Raw genomic sequence first — 19,394 nt, forward strand, 5'->3', positions numbered from 1 at the left:
CTGGTGGATGAGACCGCGGGCCGGTGCGCCCGGAACCGGGCCGCCTCCCCGCCGCCGCGTGGTCGCCCTCCCGCACGCCGGCGGCTGGCCGTCCGCCTTCCGCTCCTGGTGGCAGGTGCTCCCCGCGGATGTCGAACTCCTTGTGGCATCGCTGCCGGGACGCGGCGCGCGCATCGGTGAGCCGCCCCTGACCCGCGTCGAGCCGCTGGTCGAGGCCCTCAGCCGTGATCTCGCGGACCTGGAACCGCTGCCGTACGCGGTCGTCGGGCACAGCTTCGGCAGCGTCCTGGGCTATGAACTCACCCGGGCCATGGAACAGAAGGGCCTTGCGCCCACCCTGCTCGCCGTGTCGGCCCGCCAGCCCCCGTGCTTCCCCAGCGAGCCGCCGTTCGCACACCTCAGGAGCGACACGGAACTGCTGGAGCATCTGCGGGACATCGGTGGCATGGTGCCCGGGTTCATGTCCCGGGCGGACCTCGTCCAGCCGACCCTGCGCGCCGTCCGGGCCGACCTCGAAGCGATGGAACGGTACGAGCGGCCGCTGTCGGGGACCGGCGTGCCCGTCCTGGCCGTCGGCGCGGTGGACGACCCGGTCGTCATCGCCGAGCGGCTGCACCTGTGGTCGCTCGAAACGACCGGCGGGTTCCGCCGGTTGATGTTCACCGGCGGCCACTTCTATCTGTACGCACACGCCAACGCGGCGGTCATCGCTCGCCATCTGGTGGCCGAGGACCGCGGCTTACTTGGAAGGAAAGACCTTGAGCAGCATCGCTGACTCTCCCCGCCAGGCCGGCCCACGCGAGTGGCTGGGCCTGGCCGTGCTGGCGCTTCCCACGCTTCTGCTCTCCATCGATGTGAGTGTGCTGCACCTGGCCGTGCCGCACATCAGCGAGGCGCTGGACCCGTCCGCCACCCAGATGCTGTGGATCATCGATGTCTACGGTTTCCTGATCGCGGGCTTCCTGGTCACGATGGGCACGCTCGGCGACCGCATCGGCCGCCGGAAGCTGCTGCTGATCGGCGCCGCGGCCTTCGGAGTCGCCTCGGTTGTCGCCTCGTACGCCACCGACCCGGCCATGCTGATAGCGGCGCGGGCGGCGCTCGGCATCGCCGGCGCCACGCTGATGCCGTCCACGCTCGCCCTGATCAGCAACATGTTTCCCGACCCCAGGCAGCGGGGGATGGCCATCGCCATCTGGGTCACCATGTTCTCCGTAGGTGTCGCGCTCGGCCCGGTGGTCGGCGGTGCCATGCTGGAGTACTTCTGGTGGGGGTCGGTCTTTCTGCTCGGCGTGCCCATCATGGCGCTGCTGCTCGTGGCCGGGCCCCTGCTGCTCCCGGAGTACCGCGACGAGGACGCCGGCCGCCTCGACCTGGCCAGCGTGGCACTGTCCCTGGCGGCCATCCTGCCGGTGATCTACGGGCTCAAGGAGATCGCCAAGGACGGAGTGTCCACGGTGCCGGGGCTGGCACTCGTCGTGGGCCTGGTCGTCGCGGTCGTCTTCGTCCGCCGGCAGCGCACCCTGGAAAGTCCACTGCTGGACTTCCGCCTCTTCGCCAACCCGACCTTCCGCACCGCACTGGTGACACTTCTGCTCAGCATGCTGGTGGCGGGCGGTACGTATCTGTTCGTGACGCAGTACCTGCAACTCGTCGGTGGACTGTCGCCCATGAAGGCCGGCCTGTACCTGCTGCCGGCGGCCTTCGCGCTGATCGTGACGTCCGTGCTGTCCCCGGTCGCCGCGAGCAGGTTCCGGCCCGCGTATGTCGTCGCCGCCGGCCTGGTCGTGTCGGCCGTCGGCCATGGCATGCTGGCCCTCGCCGACAGCTCGTCCGGGGTCGCGCAGGTGGTGACCGGCTTCGCCTTCGCCTACGCGGGCGGTGGCCCGCTGGTGGCCCTGGGCACCGACATCGTGGTCGGATCGGCCCCGCCCGAGCAGGCGGGGTCCGCTTCGGCCCTCTCGGAGACCAGCACCGAGCTGGGCATGGCGCTCGGCGTGGCCACGCTCGGCAGCGTCGGCACCGCCGTGTACCGCGGCGAGGTGGACGTTCCCGCACGGGTTCCGGACGGCGCGGGCGACACTCTCGCGGGAGCACTCGAGGCGGCGAAGAACCTGCCCGCGGACCTGTCCGCGGCGTTCGTCGACTCCGGACGGGCCGCGTTCACCGAGGGCATGAACGTCATCGGCGGCATCGGGGCGCTGCTCGCGCTCGGCAGCGCCGTCCTGGTGGCCGTGGTGATCAAGAGCCCTCCCACCGGTGTCGGCGAGGAGTCCGCCGCCGGTGCCGAGCCGGTCGCCGAAACCGCCGAACGGGCCTCATAACCAACTCTGTTGACGCTCCAGGTGGCCCGGATGGGTGTGGGCCGCCTGGACGTCCTGTGTTGACATACCGACGGTATGTCACTAACTTTTACATGCTGCCGGTACGCGAAATGGGGAGTGGCATGTCGGCCTCGGCCGCCGGGTTGCCACCCCGTGAACTCACCCTGGTCGAACCAATCCCGCCCGGCCGTGGTCGGACACACAGAAACCACTGGTGCGCGCGGTTCGAACCACCCTCGAAGCAGATGTCGGACAGGAGAAGACTGGAGCGTGTCCCCATGTGTCCGGATCCACGTCATCGCACCGCCGACCGATCAGTGCTCGCACGGGACGCGGTTCTCGCGGTTGAGAGAGAGACGTGCCATGCCCGGAAGAATTGACCCCGAGACCGCGGCCGCGGTGATGCGCGCGGCGGGCCTCGAACCACTGGCGCCCTACCCGGGGGCGAATGTGGCCTGGGATTGCCGCTGCACCAAGGGAGCACACCGCGTCGCACCCACTTTCACCTCGGTGCGCACCGGTTTGAATTCGGGCTGCCGTTACTGCGGGTGGACCGCCGCCGGTGAACGGCGACGCGCCGCCGGCCGGGAGAGGGCGGAGGTGGACATGCGGGCGGCGGGCTTCGAACCGCTTGAGCCCTATCCGGGCGCCCGGGTGAAGTGGCGCTGCCGCCATACGGCCTGTGGCCACATTGTCCACCCCCGACTGTTCAAGATCCGAGCCGGTGGCGGCGGATGCCTCGCCTGCGCCGGCAGGGCGCCGGTGGATCCGGTGGCCGCCGAGGCGCAGATGCGTGCGATCGGCATGGAACCTCTCGAACCTTTTCCCGGGCGGGTGCGCGACCAGTGGAAGTGCCGCTGCACGAGGTGCGGTCACATCGGCGCGCCGACACTGAACAACATCCGGCGCGGCCAGGGCGGCTGCTTCGTCTGCGCCCACAGCACCCCGGAGCGCACGGCGCGCGCCCCAGCGCCCTCGTCTCACCGCGCGCGCAGCGCCTCCAGCAGCTGAGCCAGCGCTTTCGCGGTGTCCGCCAGGTCGCGGGGGTTCCCCGAAGTCGCCAGCCACAGAGCCGCCTCGTTCATCGCGCCGGACAGCAGATGCATGAGCGGCTCGACCGGCTGTGCGGCGATCGTGCCCTCCTCGATCAGGTCGACGAGCACCTCGGTCAGGTGGCCGCCCGAGGTGGCCTCGTTCATCGCCCGCCATTCGCTCCAGCCGAGGACCGCCGGCCCGTCGATGAGCAGGATGCGCTGGACCGCCGGATCGGTGGAGGCGTTGAGGAATGCCTGACAGCCGACGATGAGCCGGTCCCAGGGGTCTGCCCGCACATCTGCCGTGACGGCGATGTGCTCGCCCACCTCCTGCTGCACCTGCTCCAGCACGGCACGGAACAGGTCGGACTTGCTGGCGAAGTGGTGATACAGCGCGCCCTTGGTCACGCCCGCCGCGCCGACGATCTGCGACAGGACCACGGCGCCGTATCCGAGCTCCGAGAACAGCCGCCTGCTCTCGAGCAGCAGGGTCTGTCGTGTCTGCTCCCGCTGTTGTGCCCGGACTCCTTGCGACATCTCGCTGCCCCGTCCTCGACGTACTGAAGGTGTGCCAACGCGTGTGCCGCTCGAAAATCACCGCCGCACGTCATGTTGCTTATCTGTACGCCCTGATGATGCCACTGAGGATTCAGATGTATAGGACTTTGCCCGGGCCGAAGTGGCGCGTCGAAGTGCGCTCCGGTGGACTACCGGGAGCGACGTGTGAGGGAATGCGGCATCAACCGCCTCAAAAGGAACCGGGCCCGCGCGGGGCCCGTCGGGTCGGGAGGGGGTTGCCGGGCTCGCGGGGCGGTGGGTCCGGCGAGAAAGGAGCGGGCTGTCCGGCATCGCCGCACAGCCCGCCGTGGTCAGCCCGCGAGGGCGGTCAGCAAGGGCAGGTATCCGTCACGGTGCCCGGCCTGATTGGGGTGGTAGGACTCGTTGATCTTGCTCCACTCCAGACTTGTCACCCAGGTCTCGCCGCGCGAGCAGATGGTGTGCGGGTCGAACGCGGCACGCGGGTCGAGAAAGGTGAACCCGGCCTTCGTGGCCTGCTCCGCGAGGACCGAGTCGAGGGTGTCGGCGGCCGAGTTGAGCGCCGTACGTTCGGTGTCGCTCAGCCCGAGGATCCCGCAGCTGCCGCCGATCGTGTACAGCCGCGGATAGCCCACCACCACGACCTTGGCGTTGGGTGCCTTCGCCCGCACCGACGCGTAGGTGCTCGCCAGCGCGCTCGGCAGATTGCCGGTCGCGGCGGCCTTCGCGGCCTCCACTCCGGCGACGCAGTCCTTGTCGTCGATGGTGAGGATGCAGTTCTTCAGCACCTCGACGAAGCCGACGTCATTGCCGCCCACCTGCACCGTCACCAGCGTGGCGTCCGCGGTGAGCTGCGGCACCTGCTGGCTTGTCAGCTCCGCCGTGGTGGCCCCGGAGCACGACGCCTCCACAAAGGCGTACGAGGGGTGCTGCTGTGCCCACAGCCGGGGGTACGTCAACGGCCCGCGGCGGCACGGGTCGTCGGGGTTGTCGTAGACGCGTGTGCCGGGCCCGACGGCGTATGAGTCGCCCAGTGCCACGTACGTGCCGGCCGCCGCCGTCGGCTCGGCGTCGGCGGCGTACGCACCTGATGTGGCCGTGGCCGCCAGACAGAGGGCGGCCAGCGTGAGGGAGAGGGACGTGAGGCGTTTGCGATTTCTTAAAGAGCGCATTCTTCACTCCTGGAGTGTGGGTGCGGTCTTAGTGGCGGAACTGTCGGCCGAAGCGTCGGCCCTGGAGTTCCGTGATCAGATCACCCGCGGTGAAATCCCGGGTGTCGACTCGGCGGACCGTAATAAGGATGGCGCGGTCCTGTCAACCGTTTCTCGGCGCCTATTTCGTCCTTCGGGCGTGATCCTGGCAGCCGACCAGGGATATGTATATGGAGTCCAGCAGCATAACGGGAATCTCAACAGTGTTGTCCGGGGACATGCGGGGGAGGGGTGGAACGAACTGATCACTGCATTGCTCCGTCGACACCAAGCTGTAACCGAATAAGCCGGGCGCGGTGGCTGTACTTCGTAGTAATGTCCCTGCCGCTACCCGCTCTCGGACGCCTTACCCCCCACCCTTTCCGAGGCGCTTGACTCATGGCAGCTCATCTTGCCCTTTTTCCCGTGCACGCCTTCGCGTATCTCGGATAACGGGCCACTTGCGTCGTTCTTGAGCTTTGCTTCATGCGCTTCCTCGTTTCCTGGAGAGTTTTCCATGCCAATACTCCAGAACAGCACTGACGGTGGCACATCGAGGATCAGGGACCTCGTCCTCGCGGTGCATCCGTTCGGTGTCGCGTCGGCACGGTTCACCGCGGCCGCCGTACGCGCAGGCGGACTGGGCGTGCTCGATCTCACGGCCGGTGACCGGTCGGCGCGTGAGCAGTTGGGGCTCGCCGCCGATTGGTCGCGCGCCGGATTCGGCGTACGGCTGGCCGATGGCCGTGGTTTCCCGCCGCAGGACCTCCCCGCCTGCGTCCACACCGTGGTGCTGGCCGCCGGTGCTACGGCGACCGCCGCCGACTTCCCCGGGCGACGCCTGCTCGTCGAGGTGACGTCCGGCTCCGAGGCCCTGGCCGCCGTGGCCGCCGGAGCCCATGGGCTGATCGCCCGCGGCCACGAGGCCGGCGGCCGGTGCGGTGAGCTGAGCACGTTTGTGCTGTTGCAGCAGTTGCTCGCGAACGAAGCCGATGAAGCCGATGAAGCCAACGAAGCGGACGCGCTGCCGGTGTGGTGTTGCGGCGGCATCGGTCCGCACACCGCCGCGGCGGCCGTCGCGGGCGGGGCCGCCGGAGTGGTGCTGGACACCCAGACCGCGCTGCTCGCCGAGGCGGAACTGCCCGCGGAGATCACCGGCTTGCTGAGCGGACTCGACGGCTCGGAGACCGTGGTCACCGGCGGCCGACGCGTGCTGCGGCGGCACACCCCGGGCTCGGACGACACCGCGGCGGCGCTGGAGATCGGGCAGGACGCCTTCCTGCCGCGCCGCTTCCAGCGGCGCTGGGGCACGCTGGGCGCGGCGATACGCGGCATACGCGACGCCGTGGCCGACTCGCTCGCCACCGACACATCCGTACTCGGTCCGGACAGCGCGGGCAGCCGCGCCCTCGGCACCGAACTCCCGCTCGTCCAAGGGCCGATGACCCGGGTGAGCGACCAGTCCGCCTTCGCCGCCGCCGTCGCCGCCGAGGGAGCGCTGCCGTTCATCGCGCTGGCGCTGTCCGGTGCGGAGCAGACCCGCGCGGTACTGGAGCAGACCCGGACGGCTCTGGGCGACGCGCCCTGGGGCGTCGGCGTCCTCGGCTTCGCCGCCGAGGAGATCAAGAACGCCCAGCTGGAGGTCATCCGGGAGATCCGCCCCTCACACGCCATCGTCGCGGGAGGTCGTCCCGCACAGGCGGCGGTCCTGGAGAAGGCCGGCGTGTCGGCCTTTCTGCATGTGCCCTCGCCGGGGTTGCTCGGCCAGTTCCTCGAAGCGGGCGCGCGCAAGTTCGTCTTCGAGGGCTCCGAGTGCGGCGGGCACGTCGGCCCCCGCACCAGCTTCGCGCTGTGGCAGGCACAGCTCGACGTGGTGGACGACTTCCTCGCCACCGCCGGAGGGGACACCGCCACCGAACTCCAGATGCTGTTCGCCGGCGGTGTGCACGACGAGCGGTCCGCGGCCATGGTCGCCGCCATGACCGCTCCGCTGGCCGCACGCGGCGCGGCGGTCGGACTCCTCATGGGCACCGCCTACCTCTTCACCGAGGAGGTCGTCGCGGCGGGAGCGGTACAGCCGCTGTTCCAGGAGCAGATGCGGGAAGCCGAGCACACCGAACTGCTGGAGACCGCCCCCGGCCACGCCACCCGCTGTGTGCCCAGCCCCTTCACCGAAGAGTTCGCCGCCGTCAAGGAGGAACTGCGCACCGGTGAGGTGTCCAGCCGCGAGATGTGGGAGCGGCTGGAGAGGCTCAACGTGGGGCGGTTGCGGCTGGCGAGCAAGGGCATCGAGCGGGTCGGCGGGGTGCTGCGCGCGGTCGGCGAGGACCGTCAGTTCTCCCAGGGCATGTTCATGGCCGGGCAGGTCGCCGTCCTGCGGTGGGACGTCACCACCGTCGCCGCGCTGCACGCCTCGGTCACCACCGGCGCGCGGACCTTCCTCGAGCGGCGCAGGCTCGCCCTCGGAACCGGCGAGGACGAGCCCCTCGCCGCCCCCGAGCCGCTGGACGTCGCCGTCGTCGGCATGGCCTGCGTGTTCCCCCAGGCGCCCGACCTGGCGTCCTTCTGGGGAAACGTGCTGTCCGGCGCCGACGCGGTCACCGAGGTGCCCGCCTCGCGCTGGGACGCCTCCCTCTACTACGCCGAGGACGGGGCGGGGGAGCACACCCCCTCGCGCTGGGGCGGCTTCCTGCCCGAGGTCCCCTTCGAACCGCTGGACTACGGCATCCCGCCCGCCTCCCTGCCGAGCATCGAGCCCGTCCAGCTGCTGGCCCTGGAAGTGGCGCGGCGCGCGCTCGCCGACGCGGGCTACGCCGACCGCCCCTTCAACAGAGGCCGCGCCTCGGTGGTGTTCGGGGCGGAGGCGGGGAGTGACCTGTCGAGCGCCATGACCCTCCGTACGGTCCTGCCCTCCTACCTCGGACAGCTGCCTCCCGAGCTGGACGAGCAGCTGCCCGGCCTGACCGAGGACTCCTTTCCCGGCATCCTCGCCAACGTCATCGCCGGACGGATCGCCAACCGCCTCGACCTCGGCGGCGCCAACTACACGGTCGACGCCGCCTGCGCCTCCTCCCTCGCAGCGGTCGATGTGGCCTGCAAGGAGCTGGCGGGCGGCACCAGCGACCTGGTGCTGTGCGGCGGCGCCGACCTGCACAACGGCATCAACGACTACCTGCTCTTCGCCTCGGCGCACGCCCTGTCCCCCTCCGGCCGCTCGGCGCCCTTCGACCGCTCCGCCGACGGCATCGCGCTCGGCGAGGGCGTGGCCTGCGTCGTCCTCAAGCGGCTCGCCGACGCCCAGCGCGACGGGGACCGGATCTACGCGGTCATCAAGGGCGTCGGCAGCTCCAGCGACGGCCGGGCCCTCGGCCTGACCGCACCGCGCGCCGACGGCCAGCGCCGCGCGCTCACCCGGGCCTACCGCAACGCCGGGATCTCACCGGCCGAGGTCGGGGTGGTCGAGGCGCACGGCACCGGCACCGTCGTCGGCGACCGCACCGAACTGGGCGCCCTCACCGAGACCTTCACCCAGGCCGGCGCCGACCCAGGCGGCTGCGCCCTCGGCTCGGTGAAGTCCCAGATCGGCCACACCAAATGCGCGGCCGGCCTCGCCGGGCTGATCAAGACCTCGCTCGCGCTGCACCACGCCGTCAAACCCCCCACGCTGCACCTGCGGCACCCGAACCCAGGCTGGGACGAGCGCACCAGCCCCTTCGTCTTCCACACCGGGGCCAGGCCCTGGCCCGTGCCGCCCGCCGAGCGCGTCGCCGGGGTCAGCGCCTTCGGGTTCGGCGGCACCAACTTCCACGTCGTCCTGCGCGCCCACGACGACGGCGCCCCACCCGTCCACGCCCGCGACGAGTGGCCCGCCGAACTGTTCCTCTTCCGCGGTGCCGACCACGAGGCCGCCGCCAAGGCGGCCCGTGACCTCCTCGCCCTCGCCGAGGCCGACGGCTCCGCCCACCGAGCGCCCCGGCTGCGGGACCTCGCCCTGGCCGCCTCCCGCCGCGCCGACCCCGCGGCCGTACGCGGCCTTCCCACCTGGATCGCCGTGCTGGCCTCCTCCGTGCCGGAGCTTTCCGCATCGCTGCGCCGGGCCGTCGACGGGGAACACGCCCCGGACGACGGCATCCACCTCGCGGACGGCACCGAACCCGGCGAGATCGCCTTCCTCTTCCCCGGCCAGGGCAGCCAGCGCCCGGGCATGCTCGCCGATCTCTTCGTCTCCTTCCCCGAACTCCAGCGCTTCCTGCGCCTCGACGAGTCCGCCGCGGCGATCCTCCACCCGCCCGCCGCCTTCGACGAGGCCGGACGGCAGAGCCAGGCCGATCGCGTCACCGACACCCGCGTGGCCCAGCCCGCGCTCGGCATCACCGGACTCGCCGCCCACCACCTGCTCGGCCGGGTCGGTGTCCGCCCGGCGATGACGGCCGGACACAGCTACGGCGAACTCGTCGCACTCGCCGCGGCCGGTGTGCTCGGCCCCGAGGAACTGCTGTGGTGCAGCAGGGCGCGCGCCGAGTCCGTCGTCGCCGCCACCGGCGCCGGCGACCCCGGCACCATGGCCGCCGTCGCCGCCTCGGCACCGGACGTCACCGCACACCTCGAGGAGGCCGGCTACGCGGGGTCCGTGGTCGTCGCCAACCGCAACTCGCCCCGTCAGACGGTGATCTCCGGCCCCACCGGGGAGGTGTCGGCGGCCGTCGAACGCCTCCGTGTCCGGGGCCTGAAGGCCCAGCGGATCCCGGTGGCCTGCGCCTTCCACAGCCCCCTGGTCGCCGCCGCGGGCGAGACCCTCGCCGCGACGCTCGCCTCGGTCCCCGTCGAAGCGCCGTCCATCCCGGTGTGGTCCAACCGCACAGCCCGGGTGTATCCCGCCGGACCCGAGGGGATACGCAGCGAACTGGCCGCCCAGATCGGGGCGCCGGTGCGCTTCGTCGAGCAGATCGAGGGCATGTACGCGGCCGGCGCCAGGACCTTCGTCGAGGCGGGTCCCGGCGCGGTGCTCAGCCGACAGGTCACCGAGATCCTCGGCGACCGCCCGCACCGCACCGTCACCCTGGAGACCCGGCGCCGTACGGGGCTGACCGGCTTTCTCTCCGCGCTCGCCGAACTGGCCGCGGCGGGGGCCGACGTACGCACCGGCTGGCTGTTCCAGGGCCGTGACGCGATCGACGCGGCCCACGCCCCCCGCCGCCGACGCGCGGGCTGGACCGTCGACGGCCACCTCATCCGCACCGCCGACGGCGCCATCCCCGCCACAGCCCTGCACCCCGCCCAGCGCATCCCGGAGGCCCTGGTGACCACCCGTCCCGACAGCCATGGAGACCATGGACAGCCACTCCACGCCGACCCCGCCCATGTCCCGACGGGGACCGGCGGCGAGGCCCTGGTCAGGGAATTCCTCCGCACAAGTCGGGAACTGATCAACGCCCAGCGCGATGTCCTGCTCGGCTACCTCGGCACCGGATCCGGCCTCCGCCCCGGGCCGCCGGCCATGGAGTACGTACCCCGCGAGGTGACCGCTACGGCCCTTCCCGCGCTTGCCGCACCCGCCGCTCCCGAGCGCGCGCCCGAGCCCGCGCCGGACCCGGCGCCGGCCGAGTCGGCCGGGGACTCCGTCCTCGCGGTCGTCCTGGACGTGATCGGCGAGCGCACCGGCTACCCGGCGGACATGATCGAACCCGACCTGGACCTGGAGGCCGACCTGAGCGTCGACTCCATCAAGCGCGCCGAGATCGCCGGACAGCTCGCCCAGCGGCTCGCCCTGCCCGCCACCGACGACGCTGGCCTGGAGCGGCTGGCCAAGGCGCGTACGGCGGCGGGCATCGCCGAACTGATCGCCGCCGCACGGCAGGACGACAACCCACGGACCGAGACCGAGACCGTGGCCCCCGAGTCCCCGGAGTCCCCGGAGTCCGCGGAGTCCCCGGAGTCCCCGGATGACGGCTCCGCCACCCGCGCCCCCGACACCGAACCCGTCGTCACGACCCCGAAGCGCCTGGTGATGACGGAGTTCGACCTCGCGCCCGCCACCCTGGCCCCCACCGAACTCGCCGGACGCACCTTCCTGATCCTCGGCGAGGGCCCGCTCGCCGTGTCCGTCACCGAGCGGCTCGGCTCATACGGCGCCCGAGCGGTGACCGCCACCGGGATACCCGACGGCGGCCGCTTCGACGGCCTGATCCACCTGATCTCCCCGGACAGCGGCCCGGCCCCCGAGCCGGTGCTTCCCGGCGCCGTCCCCCTCTACCGGTCCGCCCTGGCGGCCGGACCACGCTGGATGCTGGTCGCCGGAGCAGCGGAGGGACTGCGCGGACTCTTCCGCTCGCTGTCCCGGGAGTACCCGCGGACCATCGCCCGCGTCGTCGAGCAGCCCGCCGGAACGGCCCCGTCCACCGCGGCCGACGCGATCGCCGCGGAGCTGACCTCCGTCGACCGCGAGCCGGTCGTGCTGCGCACGGCGAGCACCCGGCGCGGGCTGCGGATGACCGAGACCGACCGCGGAACCCTGGGCACGGCCGGAGCCGGACCCTCCGACGACGGCGCCGCGGAGGCCGCGGCCTGCGGACTCGACCACGAATCGGTGGTGCTCCTCGTCGGCGGCGCGCGGGGCATCGCCGCCCGGTTCGCCACCACGCTCGCCACCGCCGCCCGCTGCCGCCTGGAACTCTTCGGCCGCACCCCGGTGCCCTCCCCGGAAGAGGCCCTCGCGACAGCCGCCACCTCCGACGCCGACCTGCGAGCCGCGCTCATCGCGGGCGGCCTGACAACCCCGGGCCGGGTCGAGCGGGAGATCGGCAGGATCCGGGCCGAGCGGGAGGTCCGCGACACGGTTCGCCGGCTCACCCGGCTGGGCAGCCCCGCGCGCTACCACTGCGTGGACGTGCTGGACACCGAGGCCGTACACCGCGCCGTGAAGAACGTGCACGCCGAACACGGCAGGCTCGACGGAATCGTCTACGCGGCGGGCGTGATCGAGGACAAGCTGTTCGCCGAGAAGTCCCCGGAGTCGTTCCAGCGCGTCTTCAGCACCAAGACCGACGGCGCCAGGACCGTGCTCGACGCCGTCAGCGGGCTCCCCCACGGCCCCCGCTTCGCGGTGCTGTTCGGCAGCATCGCGGCCACCCTGGGCAACCGCGGACAGACCGACTACGCCGCCGCCAACGACGCCCTCGAAGAGATCGGCCGCGACTGGTCCGACGCCACCGGCCGCCGGGGCCTGACCGTGCACTGGGGCCCATGGGCGCCCACCGGCACCAACAACGGCATGGTCACCCCGGAACTGATGCGCGTCTACGCAGAACGCGGCATCCGCCTCATCGACCCCGACGAGGGCGCCATCAGCCTGCTGCGCGAACTGGCCTGGGGGCCGCAGGAGGACACCGCCGTCGTCTACACCGCGTCGGGGTGGTGACGGCGGCGATGGCCGAACCCTGTCCGATCGCCGTCGTCGGCATGTCGGCGCTCTTCCCCGGCGCCCCCGACCTCGACACCTACTGGCACAACCTCGTCCAGGGGACGGACGCCATCACCGACGTCCCCGCGGGCCGCTGGGACACCGCGTACTACGCCCCGTACGCCGAACGCCGCGCCGACCGCGTCTACTGTCGGCGCGGAGGGTTCGTCGACGAGCTCGCCGACGTCGACGTCAGCGCCTTCGGCATCATGCCCGCGTCCGTACGGGCCACCGAGCCCGACCAGTTGCTCGCGCTGCGGGTGGCGTCCCAGGCGGTCCAGGACGCCGGCGACGCCGACGGGCTCTTCACCGACCGGCGCCGCGCCGGGGTGATCCTCGGCCGCGGCGGCTACCTCACGCCCGGCCTGGTCCGCCTCGACCAGCGGGTGCGCACCGCGGGCCAGCTCGTGCACACGCTGCGGGAACTCCTGCCGGACCTCGGGGAGCGGCGCCTCGAGGAAGTGCGCCGCGCCTTCACCGAGCAACTCGGGCCCGAGGCCCCGGAGTCGGCCATCGGCCTGGTGCCCAACCTGGCCGCCTCCCGGCTCGCCAACCGCCTGGACCTGCGCGGTCCGGCCTACACGGTGGACGCCGCATGCGCCTCATCGCTCATCGCGGTCGACCACGCGGCCCGTGAGCTGGAGACCGGCCGCTGCGACGTCGTCCTGGCCGGGGGAGTCCACCACTGCCACGACATCACGCTGTGGAGCGTGTTCTCCCAACTCGGAGCCCTGTCCCGGAGCCAGCGCATCCGCCCGTTCCACCGGCACGCCGACGGAGTGCTCATCGGCGAGGGCACCGGCGTGGTGGTGCTCAAGCGGCTCGCCGACGCCGAGCGCGACGGCGACCGGATCTACGCCGTGATCACCGGCACCGGGGTCGCGGGAGACGGCCGCACCGGCGGCCTGCTCAGCCCGGACTCCGCGGGCCAGGCCGAGGCGATCCGTCAGGCATGGCGCCGGGCCGGCCGGGATCCCGCCGAGCCCGGTGCCGTGGGGCTGCTCGAGGCCCACGGCACCGCCACCCCGGCGGGGGACAGCGCGGAACTGGAGACCGTCGCGGCGGTCTTCGGCCCGCCGGGGGACGCGCCCCGTGGCGTGATCGGCTCGGTCAAGTCGATGATCGGCCACACCATGCCGGCCGCCGGGATCGCCGGGCTCATCAAGGCGGCGCTCGCCGTGCACCACGGCGTCCTCCCGCCGACCCTGCACTGCGACGACCCGCACCCGGCGCTCGCCCGCACCCGTTTCACCACCGTGGACGCCGCCGTTCCCTGGGAGCCCGACGTCCACGGCCCCGTGCGCCGTGCCGCGGTCAACGCCTTCGGGTTCGGCGGCATCAACGCCCATGTCGTCCTGGAACAGCCCCGCACCGCCCCGACCGGCCCCGCCGCTCCGACCGGCCCCGCCGGCCCGCTCGGCCCCGCGGCCGTGCTGCGCGAGCCCGAGCGGGTGCTGCGGCTGGCCGCGGCGACCCCCGCCGAACTGGCCCGGCTGCTGGACCGCGACGACGCCACCCTCCGCGCCACCGCGGCCGACGGGACCGGACCCGAGCCCGTCGGCCCCGTCCGGCTCGGCGTGGTGGATCCGACCGCGGGGCGGCTCGCGCTCGCTCGTAAGGCGGTCGACCGGGGCAGACCGTGGCGCGGCAGGAGCGACGTGTGGTTCGTCCCCGAGCCACTGCTGGGCGACGCAGGCGGCCGACTCGCCTTCGTCTTCCCCGGCCTCGAAGCCGACTTCGAACCCAACTGCGACGACGTCGCCCGACACTTCGGCCTGCCATGGTCGCTGTCCGGCACCGATGTCACGGTCGGCGATGTCGGCCGCCAGGGCACCGGTGTCTTCCAGCTCGGCCGCCTCCTGCACGCCGCGCTGGAGCGGATGGGTGTCGTGCCCGACGCGCTCGCCGGACACAGCCTCGGCGAGTGGACCGCCATGGCCGCCGCCGGCATCCACGCCGAGGACGAGGTCGACGCCTTCCTCGCCTCGTTCGACCCCGACGCGCTGCGCGTGCCGGGCCTGGCCTTCGCGGTGATCGGCGCGCCCGCCGACCGCGTCGTGGAAGCTCTCCGGGGACAGACGAGGGTCGTGCTCTCGCATGACAACGCCCCCAGCCAGTCCATGATCTGCGGCCCGTCGGAAGCGGTCGAGGAGTTCGTCGCCCGCTTCCGCGGGCAGGGCGTGATCTCGCAGATCCTGCCGTTCCGCTCGGGCTTTCACACCCCCATGCTCCGGCCCGCGCTGGGCCCGATACGCAAGGCGGCGGAGGCCTACACGCTGCACCCCGCGAAGCTGCCGGTCTGGTCCGCGACCACGTGCGGCGAGTACCCCTCGCGACCGGAGGCGGTACACGACCTGTTCATCCGCCACCTCCTGGAACCGGTCCGCTTCCGGCAGCTGATCGAGGCCATGTACGCGGCGGGCTTCCGCGCCTTCGTCCAACTCGGCGCCGGCCAGCTCGGATCACTGATCGCGGACACCCTGCGGGGCCGCGATCACCTCGTGGTTCCCGCCCATTCGGCGCACCGCTCCGGCCTTCCCCAACTGCGCCGCGTGGCCACCGCGCTCTGGGCCGACGGAGCCAGGGCGGACCAGGGCGTGCTCCACCCGACGGCCACCCGGGCGCGCAAGGCCGCGTACCGCCCGGTCCGGCTCGACCTGGGCGGGGCGCTGATCTCCCTCGACGAACCCACCCGCACCGCGGTCGGCGCGGCCCTGACCCCGCCGCGCCGGGCGGCCGGCAGCGCACGGCCCTCGGCCCACGACGCCCTCGACGTCCTCGGCGACCGGGACCCGCTGGCCGCCGAGTTCGCGGCGCTGCTCGACGACACCGCGGCGCTCGCGGCGGACGTCCTCGGCGCGGGCCGCCGCGACGCCTCCCGGGCGGTCGCCGCCCCCACCGCGCCCAGGGCCACCGCGTACGCACGTCAGGTCCCGCCCGCCACGCCGCCGCCCGGTGAGCTGCACACCTCGCTGCGGATCTCCGTCGACACCATGCCGTACCTGCTCGACCATTGCTTCTTCAAACAGCCGCCGCAGGCCGACACGGCCGACCGCTGGCCGGTCGTACCCGGCACCACGGTCATCGGACACCTCATGGACTTCGCCGAACGGGCCGCCCCCGGCCTGCGTGCGGTGGCCGTCCACGACGTCCGGCTCAACCAGTGGATCACCGCCGTCCCCACGGTCGACATCCCCGTCCACGTCACCCCCGCGCCCCCGCATCCCGCGGGCACGGCCCGGGTGACGGCCACCCTCGGCCCGTACGCCCGCGCCACCGTCGAGCTCGCACGCGGCCACGACCGGCACCCACCCGGCCCGTGGACCTTCCCGCCGGAGCAGGAGCGCCCCGGCGATCTGACCGCCCGCGAGCTGTACACCCGGCGCTGGATGTTCCACGGCCCGAGCTTCCAGGGCGTGACCGAGCTGACCGCGATCGGCGACGCGCATGTGCGGGGAGTCCTCACCACCCCGCCCGCCCCCGGAGCGCTGCTGGACAACGTGGGCCAGCTGCTCGGCTATTGGATCATGTCGCAGCGATCCACGCGCACGACCGTCTTCCCCGTCGGCATGCGGGAGATCCGTTTCCACGGCCCGCCCCCCGCGCCGGGCGATCGGCTGGACTGTCTGATCCGCATCGTCTCCGTCACCGAGACCACGCTCGAAGCCGATATGCAGCTGGTTCATCGAGGCCGTGTCTGGGCGGAGTTCAGCGGCTGGCGCGACCGCCGTTTCGACAGTGATCCGCAGGTCCGCCGGGTGGACCGCGAACCGGAGCACCACACCCTTTCCGAGCCCCAGGACGGCGGCTGGGTCCTGGTCCACGAGCGGTGGCCCGACCTGGCCACCCGCGAACTGATCATGCGCAACATGCTGGCCGGCGAGGAACGTACCGCCTACGAGACATACGCTCCCCGGGGCCGGCGCCAGTGGCTGCTCGGCCGGATCGCGGTCAAGGACGCCGTCCGGCGGCGGATGTGGGACGCCGGGAGCGGCGGGATCTTCCCCGCCGAAGTGCGGGTCGCGAACGACCCCGCCGGACGCCCCCACGTCACGGGCGCCTACGGCCGCACCCTCCCCGACCTGCACGTCTCCTGCGCGCACCGGGCGGAGGCCGCGGTCGCGATCGCCAGGACGGGCCCCTGCGGCATCGACATCGAGGAGGTCACCGAGCGCCCGGGCGGGACCTTCGAGGCCGCACTCGGCACCCGGGAGCGGGACCTGCTCGGCTCCCTTGTCCGCGACACCGGTGAACCCGAGGCCCTGTGGCTCACCCGCTTCCGGGTCGCCGGGCAAGCCGTCGCCAAGGCCCGCGGCCCCGAGAGCTGTGAGATCACCGCCGCCACCGATACGACCCTCACCGTCAGCACCGGCGGTGGCACGTACCACGTCCAGCACAGAGCGGTCGGCAACCCGCCCGGACTGCCCCCCAGGAACTACGTCGTGGGCTGGATGGCCACCCACGAGGAGGAGAGCGAAGATGACCGCTGAAGCCCACGGAGCCGGACGCCCCACTCCGGCCGAGCAGACCGTGCTGGACGAGGTGACGGGCATGCTGCGCGAGGTCCTCGGCGAGTACGGGCTCGACGACGCCGAGATCACCATGGACACCCTGTTCCACGACGACCTCCAACTGGAGAGCATCGACCTGGTCACGCTCACCGCGGCGCTGCGTGAACACTACGGCGACACCGTCAACTTCGCCGCCTTCATCGCGGACCGCGGCCTCGAGGAGCTCATCGCGCTGACCGTCGGCGACCTGGTGCGCCACGTCGTGGCGTCCCTTCCCGCCGAGCCCGCGGCCGAGGCGGTCTGAGGATGGCGAAGATCCGCGTCGGTGAACTGGACGTCCACGTGCAGCGCATGACCGCGGCCGGGCCGCCGGCCGACGGGCCGCCGCCCCTGGTGGTGCTCGTCCACGGCCTGCTCATCGACAGCCTGGCGAGCTACTACTTCTCCCTCGGCCCCGCCTTCGCCGAGCGGGGGATGGACGTCCTCATGTACGACCTGCGGGGGCACGGGCGGACCGGCCGCCCCGCCACGGGCTACCGCCTCGAGGACTTCGTGGCGGACCTCGACGGGCTCCTCGACGCCCTCGGGGAGGACCGCCCGGCCCACGTCGTGGGCAACTCCTTCGGCGGGGCCATCGCCTACGGGCTGGCCGCCGCCCGCCCCGATCGCGTCCGGTCCGTCATCGCGATCGAGTCCGAGCCGCCGGTGAAGTCGTGGGCCGAGAAGATGGCCGAGGGCCTGACCGGCGAGGAAGGCGGCCTGGTGGTCAAGGAGGTGCGCACCTGGCTCGCCGAGGACCCCGAGCGCAACGCGCGCCCGTTCCAACTCGCCGGGGACATCCTGGACGCCACCACGCTGAGCGAGGACATTCCGCGCAGCCGGGTCCTGGACGACGGGCTCGCCGACATCCGCTGCCCCGTCTTCGCCGTCTTCGGCGCCGACTCCAAACTCGCCGCCCAGGCGAGCCACCTGGCCGCCACCCTCGGCCACTGCCGCACCGTCGTCCTGCCCGATCAGGGACACTCGGTGCTCGTGGAGCGGACCAGGGAGACGGCCGAACTGCTGCTGGAATGGCTGGAAGACGACATCCACGACGACACCCACGACGACATCCACACCCCCGCGAAGGGGGTTCGATGAGCCGGTTCCTGTTTGTCGTGCCGCCCCTGGTCGGCCACATCAACCCGGCGGTCGGCACGGCCGCCGCGCTCGCCGCGCGGGGCCACGACATCGCCTGGGCGGGCCCGGCCGACCTGGTGCGCCGCCTGGCCGGACCCGAGGCGCATGTGTACCCCTGTGTGCGGCCCCACCTGGTGCCGGACCGCGCCACCAAGATCGCCGATCGGACCGCCGAACTGAAGGGACCCGCGGCCTTCCGGTTCCTGTGGGAGAGCTTCCTGATCCCGCTGGCGGACCACATGGCTCCCCCGACACGGGAGGCCATCGAGGAGTTCGGCCCGGACCTCGTGATCGCCGACCAGCAGACCGTCGCCGGCGGCATGGTCGCCGAGTCGCTCGGCCTGACCTGGGTCACCTCCGCGACCACCTCGGCCGAGCTGGTCGACCCGCTCGCGGGGATGCCCAAGGTGGCGGCCTGGCTGGACGGGCTGCTGGAGGCGCTGCGCGGCCGGATCGCGGACGGCAGGGGCACGGCCGATCCGAGGATGTCCCCGCACGGCGTGCTCGCCTACACCACACGCGCGCTCCTGGGCCCGGTCGAACTGCCCGGACACGTCTGGCTGGTCGGCCCGTCCGTCACCGACCGCCCGCCGTCCGCGGACTTTCCCTGGCAGTGGCTGGCGGGAGCGGAGCGCACCGTCCTGGTCAGCCTCGGCACCGCGAACGCGGACGCGAGCGCGCCGTTCCTGAACGCCGCGGTCCAGGCGTTGTCCGGCATGGCCGGGGTACGCGCCGTCGTCGTCGACCCCGCCGGCAGCGTGACCAGAACGGGCGAGAACATCCTGCTGCGCCCGCACATTCCCCAACTGCCGCTGCTCGCCCGCGTCGACGCCGTCGTCTGTCATGCCGGGCACAACACCGTCTGCGAGGCCCTGTGGCACGGCGTCCCGCTGGTGGTCGCACCCATCAGGGACGACCAGCCCATCGTCGCGGGCCAGGTCACCGACGCGGGCGCGGGCGTCAGGCTGCGCTTCGGCCGCGCCGACGCGCGGCGGATCGCCGACGCCGTCGACACGGTCCTGGACGAGGCGTCGGGGCACCGCGCGGCGGCGCGGGCGGTAAGCCGCTCGTTCCGGACGGCAGGCGGAAGCGTGGCAGCGGCCGACCGCCTCGAAGCACTCCTGATGCTCCGTCGGAATAAATAGTGTGCCAAGCGAAAC

General features: G+C 72.6%; 9 protein-coding genes. 7 read left to right on the top strand and 2 right to left on the bottom strand.

The genetic code is table 11. From position 1 onward, the window contains the following. Window positions 1-7: 7 nt before the first annotated feature. Complete coding sequence (locus tag ABTY62_RS00630; protein ID WP_352127119.1) at window positions 8-775, top strand: thioesterase II family protein; 768 nt, start codon at window positions 8-10, stop codon at window positions 773-775. Further along, entirely contained in the window at window positions 744-2,324 is a 1,581-nt protein-coding gene (locus ABTY62_RS00635; RefSeq protein ID WP_502997376.1) for an MFS transporter, read from the top strand. The genes ABTY62_RS00630 and ABTY62_RS00635 overlap by 32 nt, the downstream gene beginning before the upstream one ends. Window positions 2,325-3,304: 980 nt before the next feature. On the opposite strand, the gene ABTY62_RS00640 is transcribed toward ABTY62_RS00635, so the two are convergent. Then, window positions 3,305-3,895, bottom strand: a complete 591-nt coding sequence (locus ABTY62_RS00640; RefSeq protein WP_352127121.1) for a TetR/AcrR family transcriptional regulator — start codon at window positions 3,893-3,895, stop codon at window positions 3,305-3,307. 332 nt (window positions 3,896-4,227) lie between these two features. Then, window positions 4,228-5,067: an SGNH/GDSL hydrolase family protein gene (locus tag ABTY62_RS00645; RefSeq protein ID WP_352127122.1), complete on the bottom strand. Its 840-nt coding sequence runs from the start codon at window positions 5,065-5,067 to the stop codon at window positions 4,228-4,230. A 535-nt stretch (window positions 5,068-5,602) separates the two neighbouring features. Between ABTY62_RS00645 and ABTY62_RS00650 the strand changes: the two genes are divergently transcribed. Genes ABTY62_RS00650 through ABTY62_RS00670 form a run of 5 tightly spaced genes read left to right on the top strand, consistent with a single transcriptional unit; the run spans window position 5,603 to window position 19,379 of the window. Beyond that, the gene (locus tag ABTY62_RS00650; protein WP_352127123.1) at window positions 5,603-12,502 is read left to right on the top strand and encodes an SDR family oxidoreductase; all 6,900 of its coding nucleotides are present in this window, start codon (window positions 5,603-5,605) and stop codon (window positions 12,500-12,502) included. Window positions 12,503-12,510: 8 nt separating this feature from the next. Continuing rightward, a complete protein-coding gene (locus tag ABTY62_RS00655; RefSeq protein ID WP_352127124.1) occupies window positions 12,511-17,034 on the top strand; it encodes a beta-ketoacyl synthase N-terminal-like domain-containing protein in 4,524 nt (1,507 codons plus the stop codon). Then, entirely contained in the window at window positions 17,024-17,359 is a 336-nt protein-coding gene (locus ABTY62_RS00660) for an acyl carrier protein (RefSeq protein WP_352127125.1), read from the top strand. The genes ABTY62_RS00655 and ABTY62_RS00660 overlap by 11 nt, the downstream gene beginning before the upstream one ends. A 2-nt stretch (window positions 17,360-17,361) precedes the next feature. Continuing rightward, a complete protein-coding gene (locus tag ABTY62_RS00665; protein WP_352127127.1) occupies window positions 17,362-18,195 on the top strand; it encodes an alpha/beta fold hydrolase in 834 nt (277 codons plus the stop codon). Further along, a complete protein-coding gene (locus tag ABTY62_RS00670; protein ID WP_352127128.1) occupies window positions 18,192-19,379 on the top strand; it encodes a glycosyltransferase in 1,188 nt (395 codons plus the stop codon). Before ABTY62_RS00665 ends, ABTY62_RS00670 begins: the two co-directional genes overlap by 4 nt. The last annotated feature ends 15 nt before the right edge of the window (window positions 19,380-19,394 follow it).

It is taken from the genome of Streptomyces sp. NPDC097640, assembly GCF_040302705.1.
Lineage (GTDB): Bacteria > Actinomycetota > Actinomycetes > Streptomycetales > Streptomycetaceae > Streptomyces.

Excerpts from the sequence above, each read along its gene's own strand:
- ABTY62_RS00630 (WP_352127119.1), top strand. The coding sequence starts at position 8 with ATGAGACCGCGGGCCGGTGCGCCCGGAACCGGGCCGCCTCCCCGCCGC.
- ABTY62_RS00640 (WP_352127121.1), bottom strand. The coding sequence starts at position 3,895 with ATGTCGCAAGGAGTCCGGGCACAACAGCGGGAGCAGACACGACAGACC.
- ABTY62_RS00645 (WP_352127122.1), bottom strand. The coding sequence starts at position 5,067 with ATGCGCTCTTTAAGAAATCGCAAACGCCTCACGTCCCTCTCCCTCACG.
- ABTY62_RS00650 (WP_352127123.1), top strand. The coding sequence starts at position 5,603 with ATGCCAATACTCCAGAACAGCACTGACGGTGGCACATCGAGGATCAGG.
- ABTY62_RS00655 (WP_352127124.1), top strand. The coding sequence starts at position 12,511 with ATGGCCGAACCCTGTCCGATCGCCGTCGTCGGCATGTCGGCGCTCTTC.
- ABTY62_RS00660 (WP_352127125.1), top strand. The coding sequence starts at position 17,024 with ATGACCGCTGAAGCCCACGGAGCCGGACGCCCCACTCCGGCCGAGCAG.
- ABTY62_RS00665 (WP_352127127.1), top strand. The coding sequence starts at position 17,362 with ATGGCGAAGATCCGCGTCGGTGAACTGGACGTCCACGTGCAGCGCATG.
- ABTY62_RS00670 (WP_352127128.1), top strand. The coding sequence starts at position 18,192 with ATGAGCCGGTTCCTGTTTGTCGTGCCGCCCCTGGTCGGCCACATCAAC.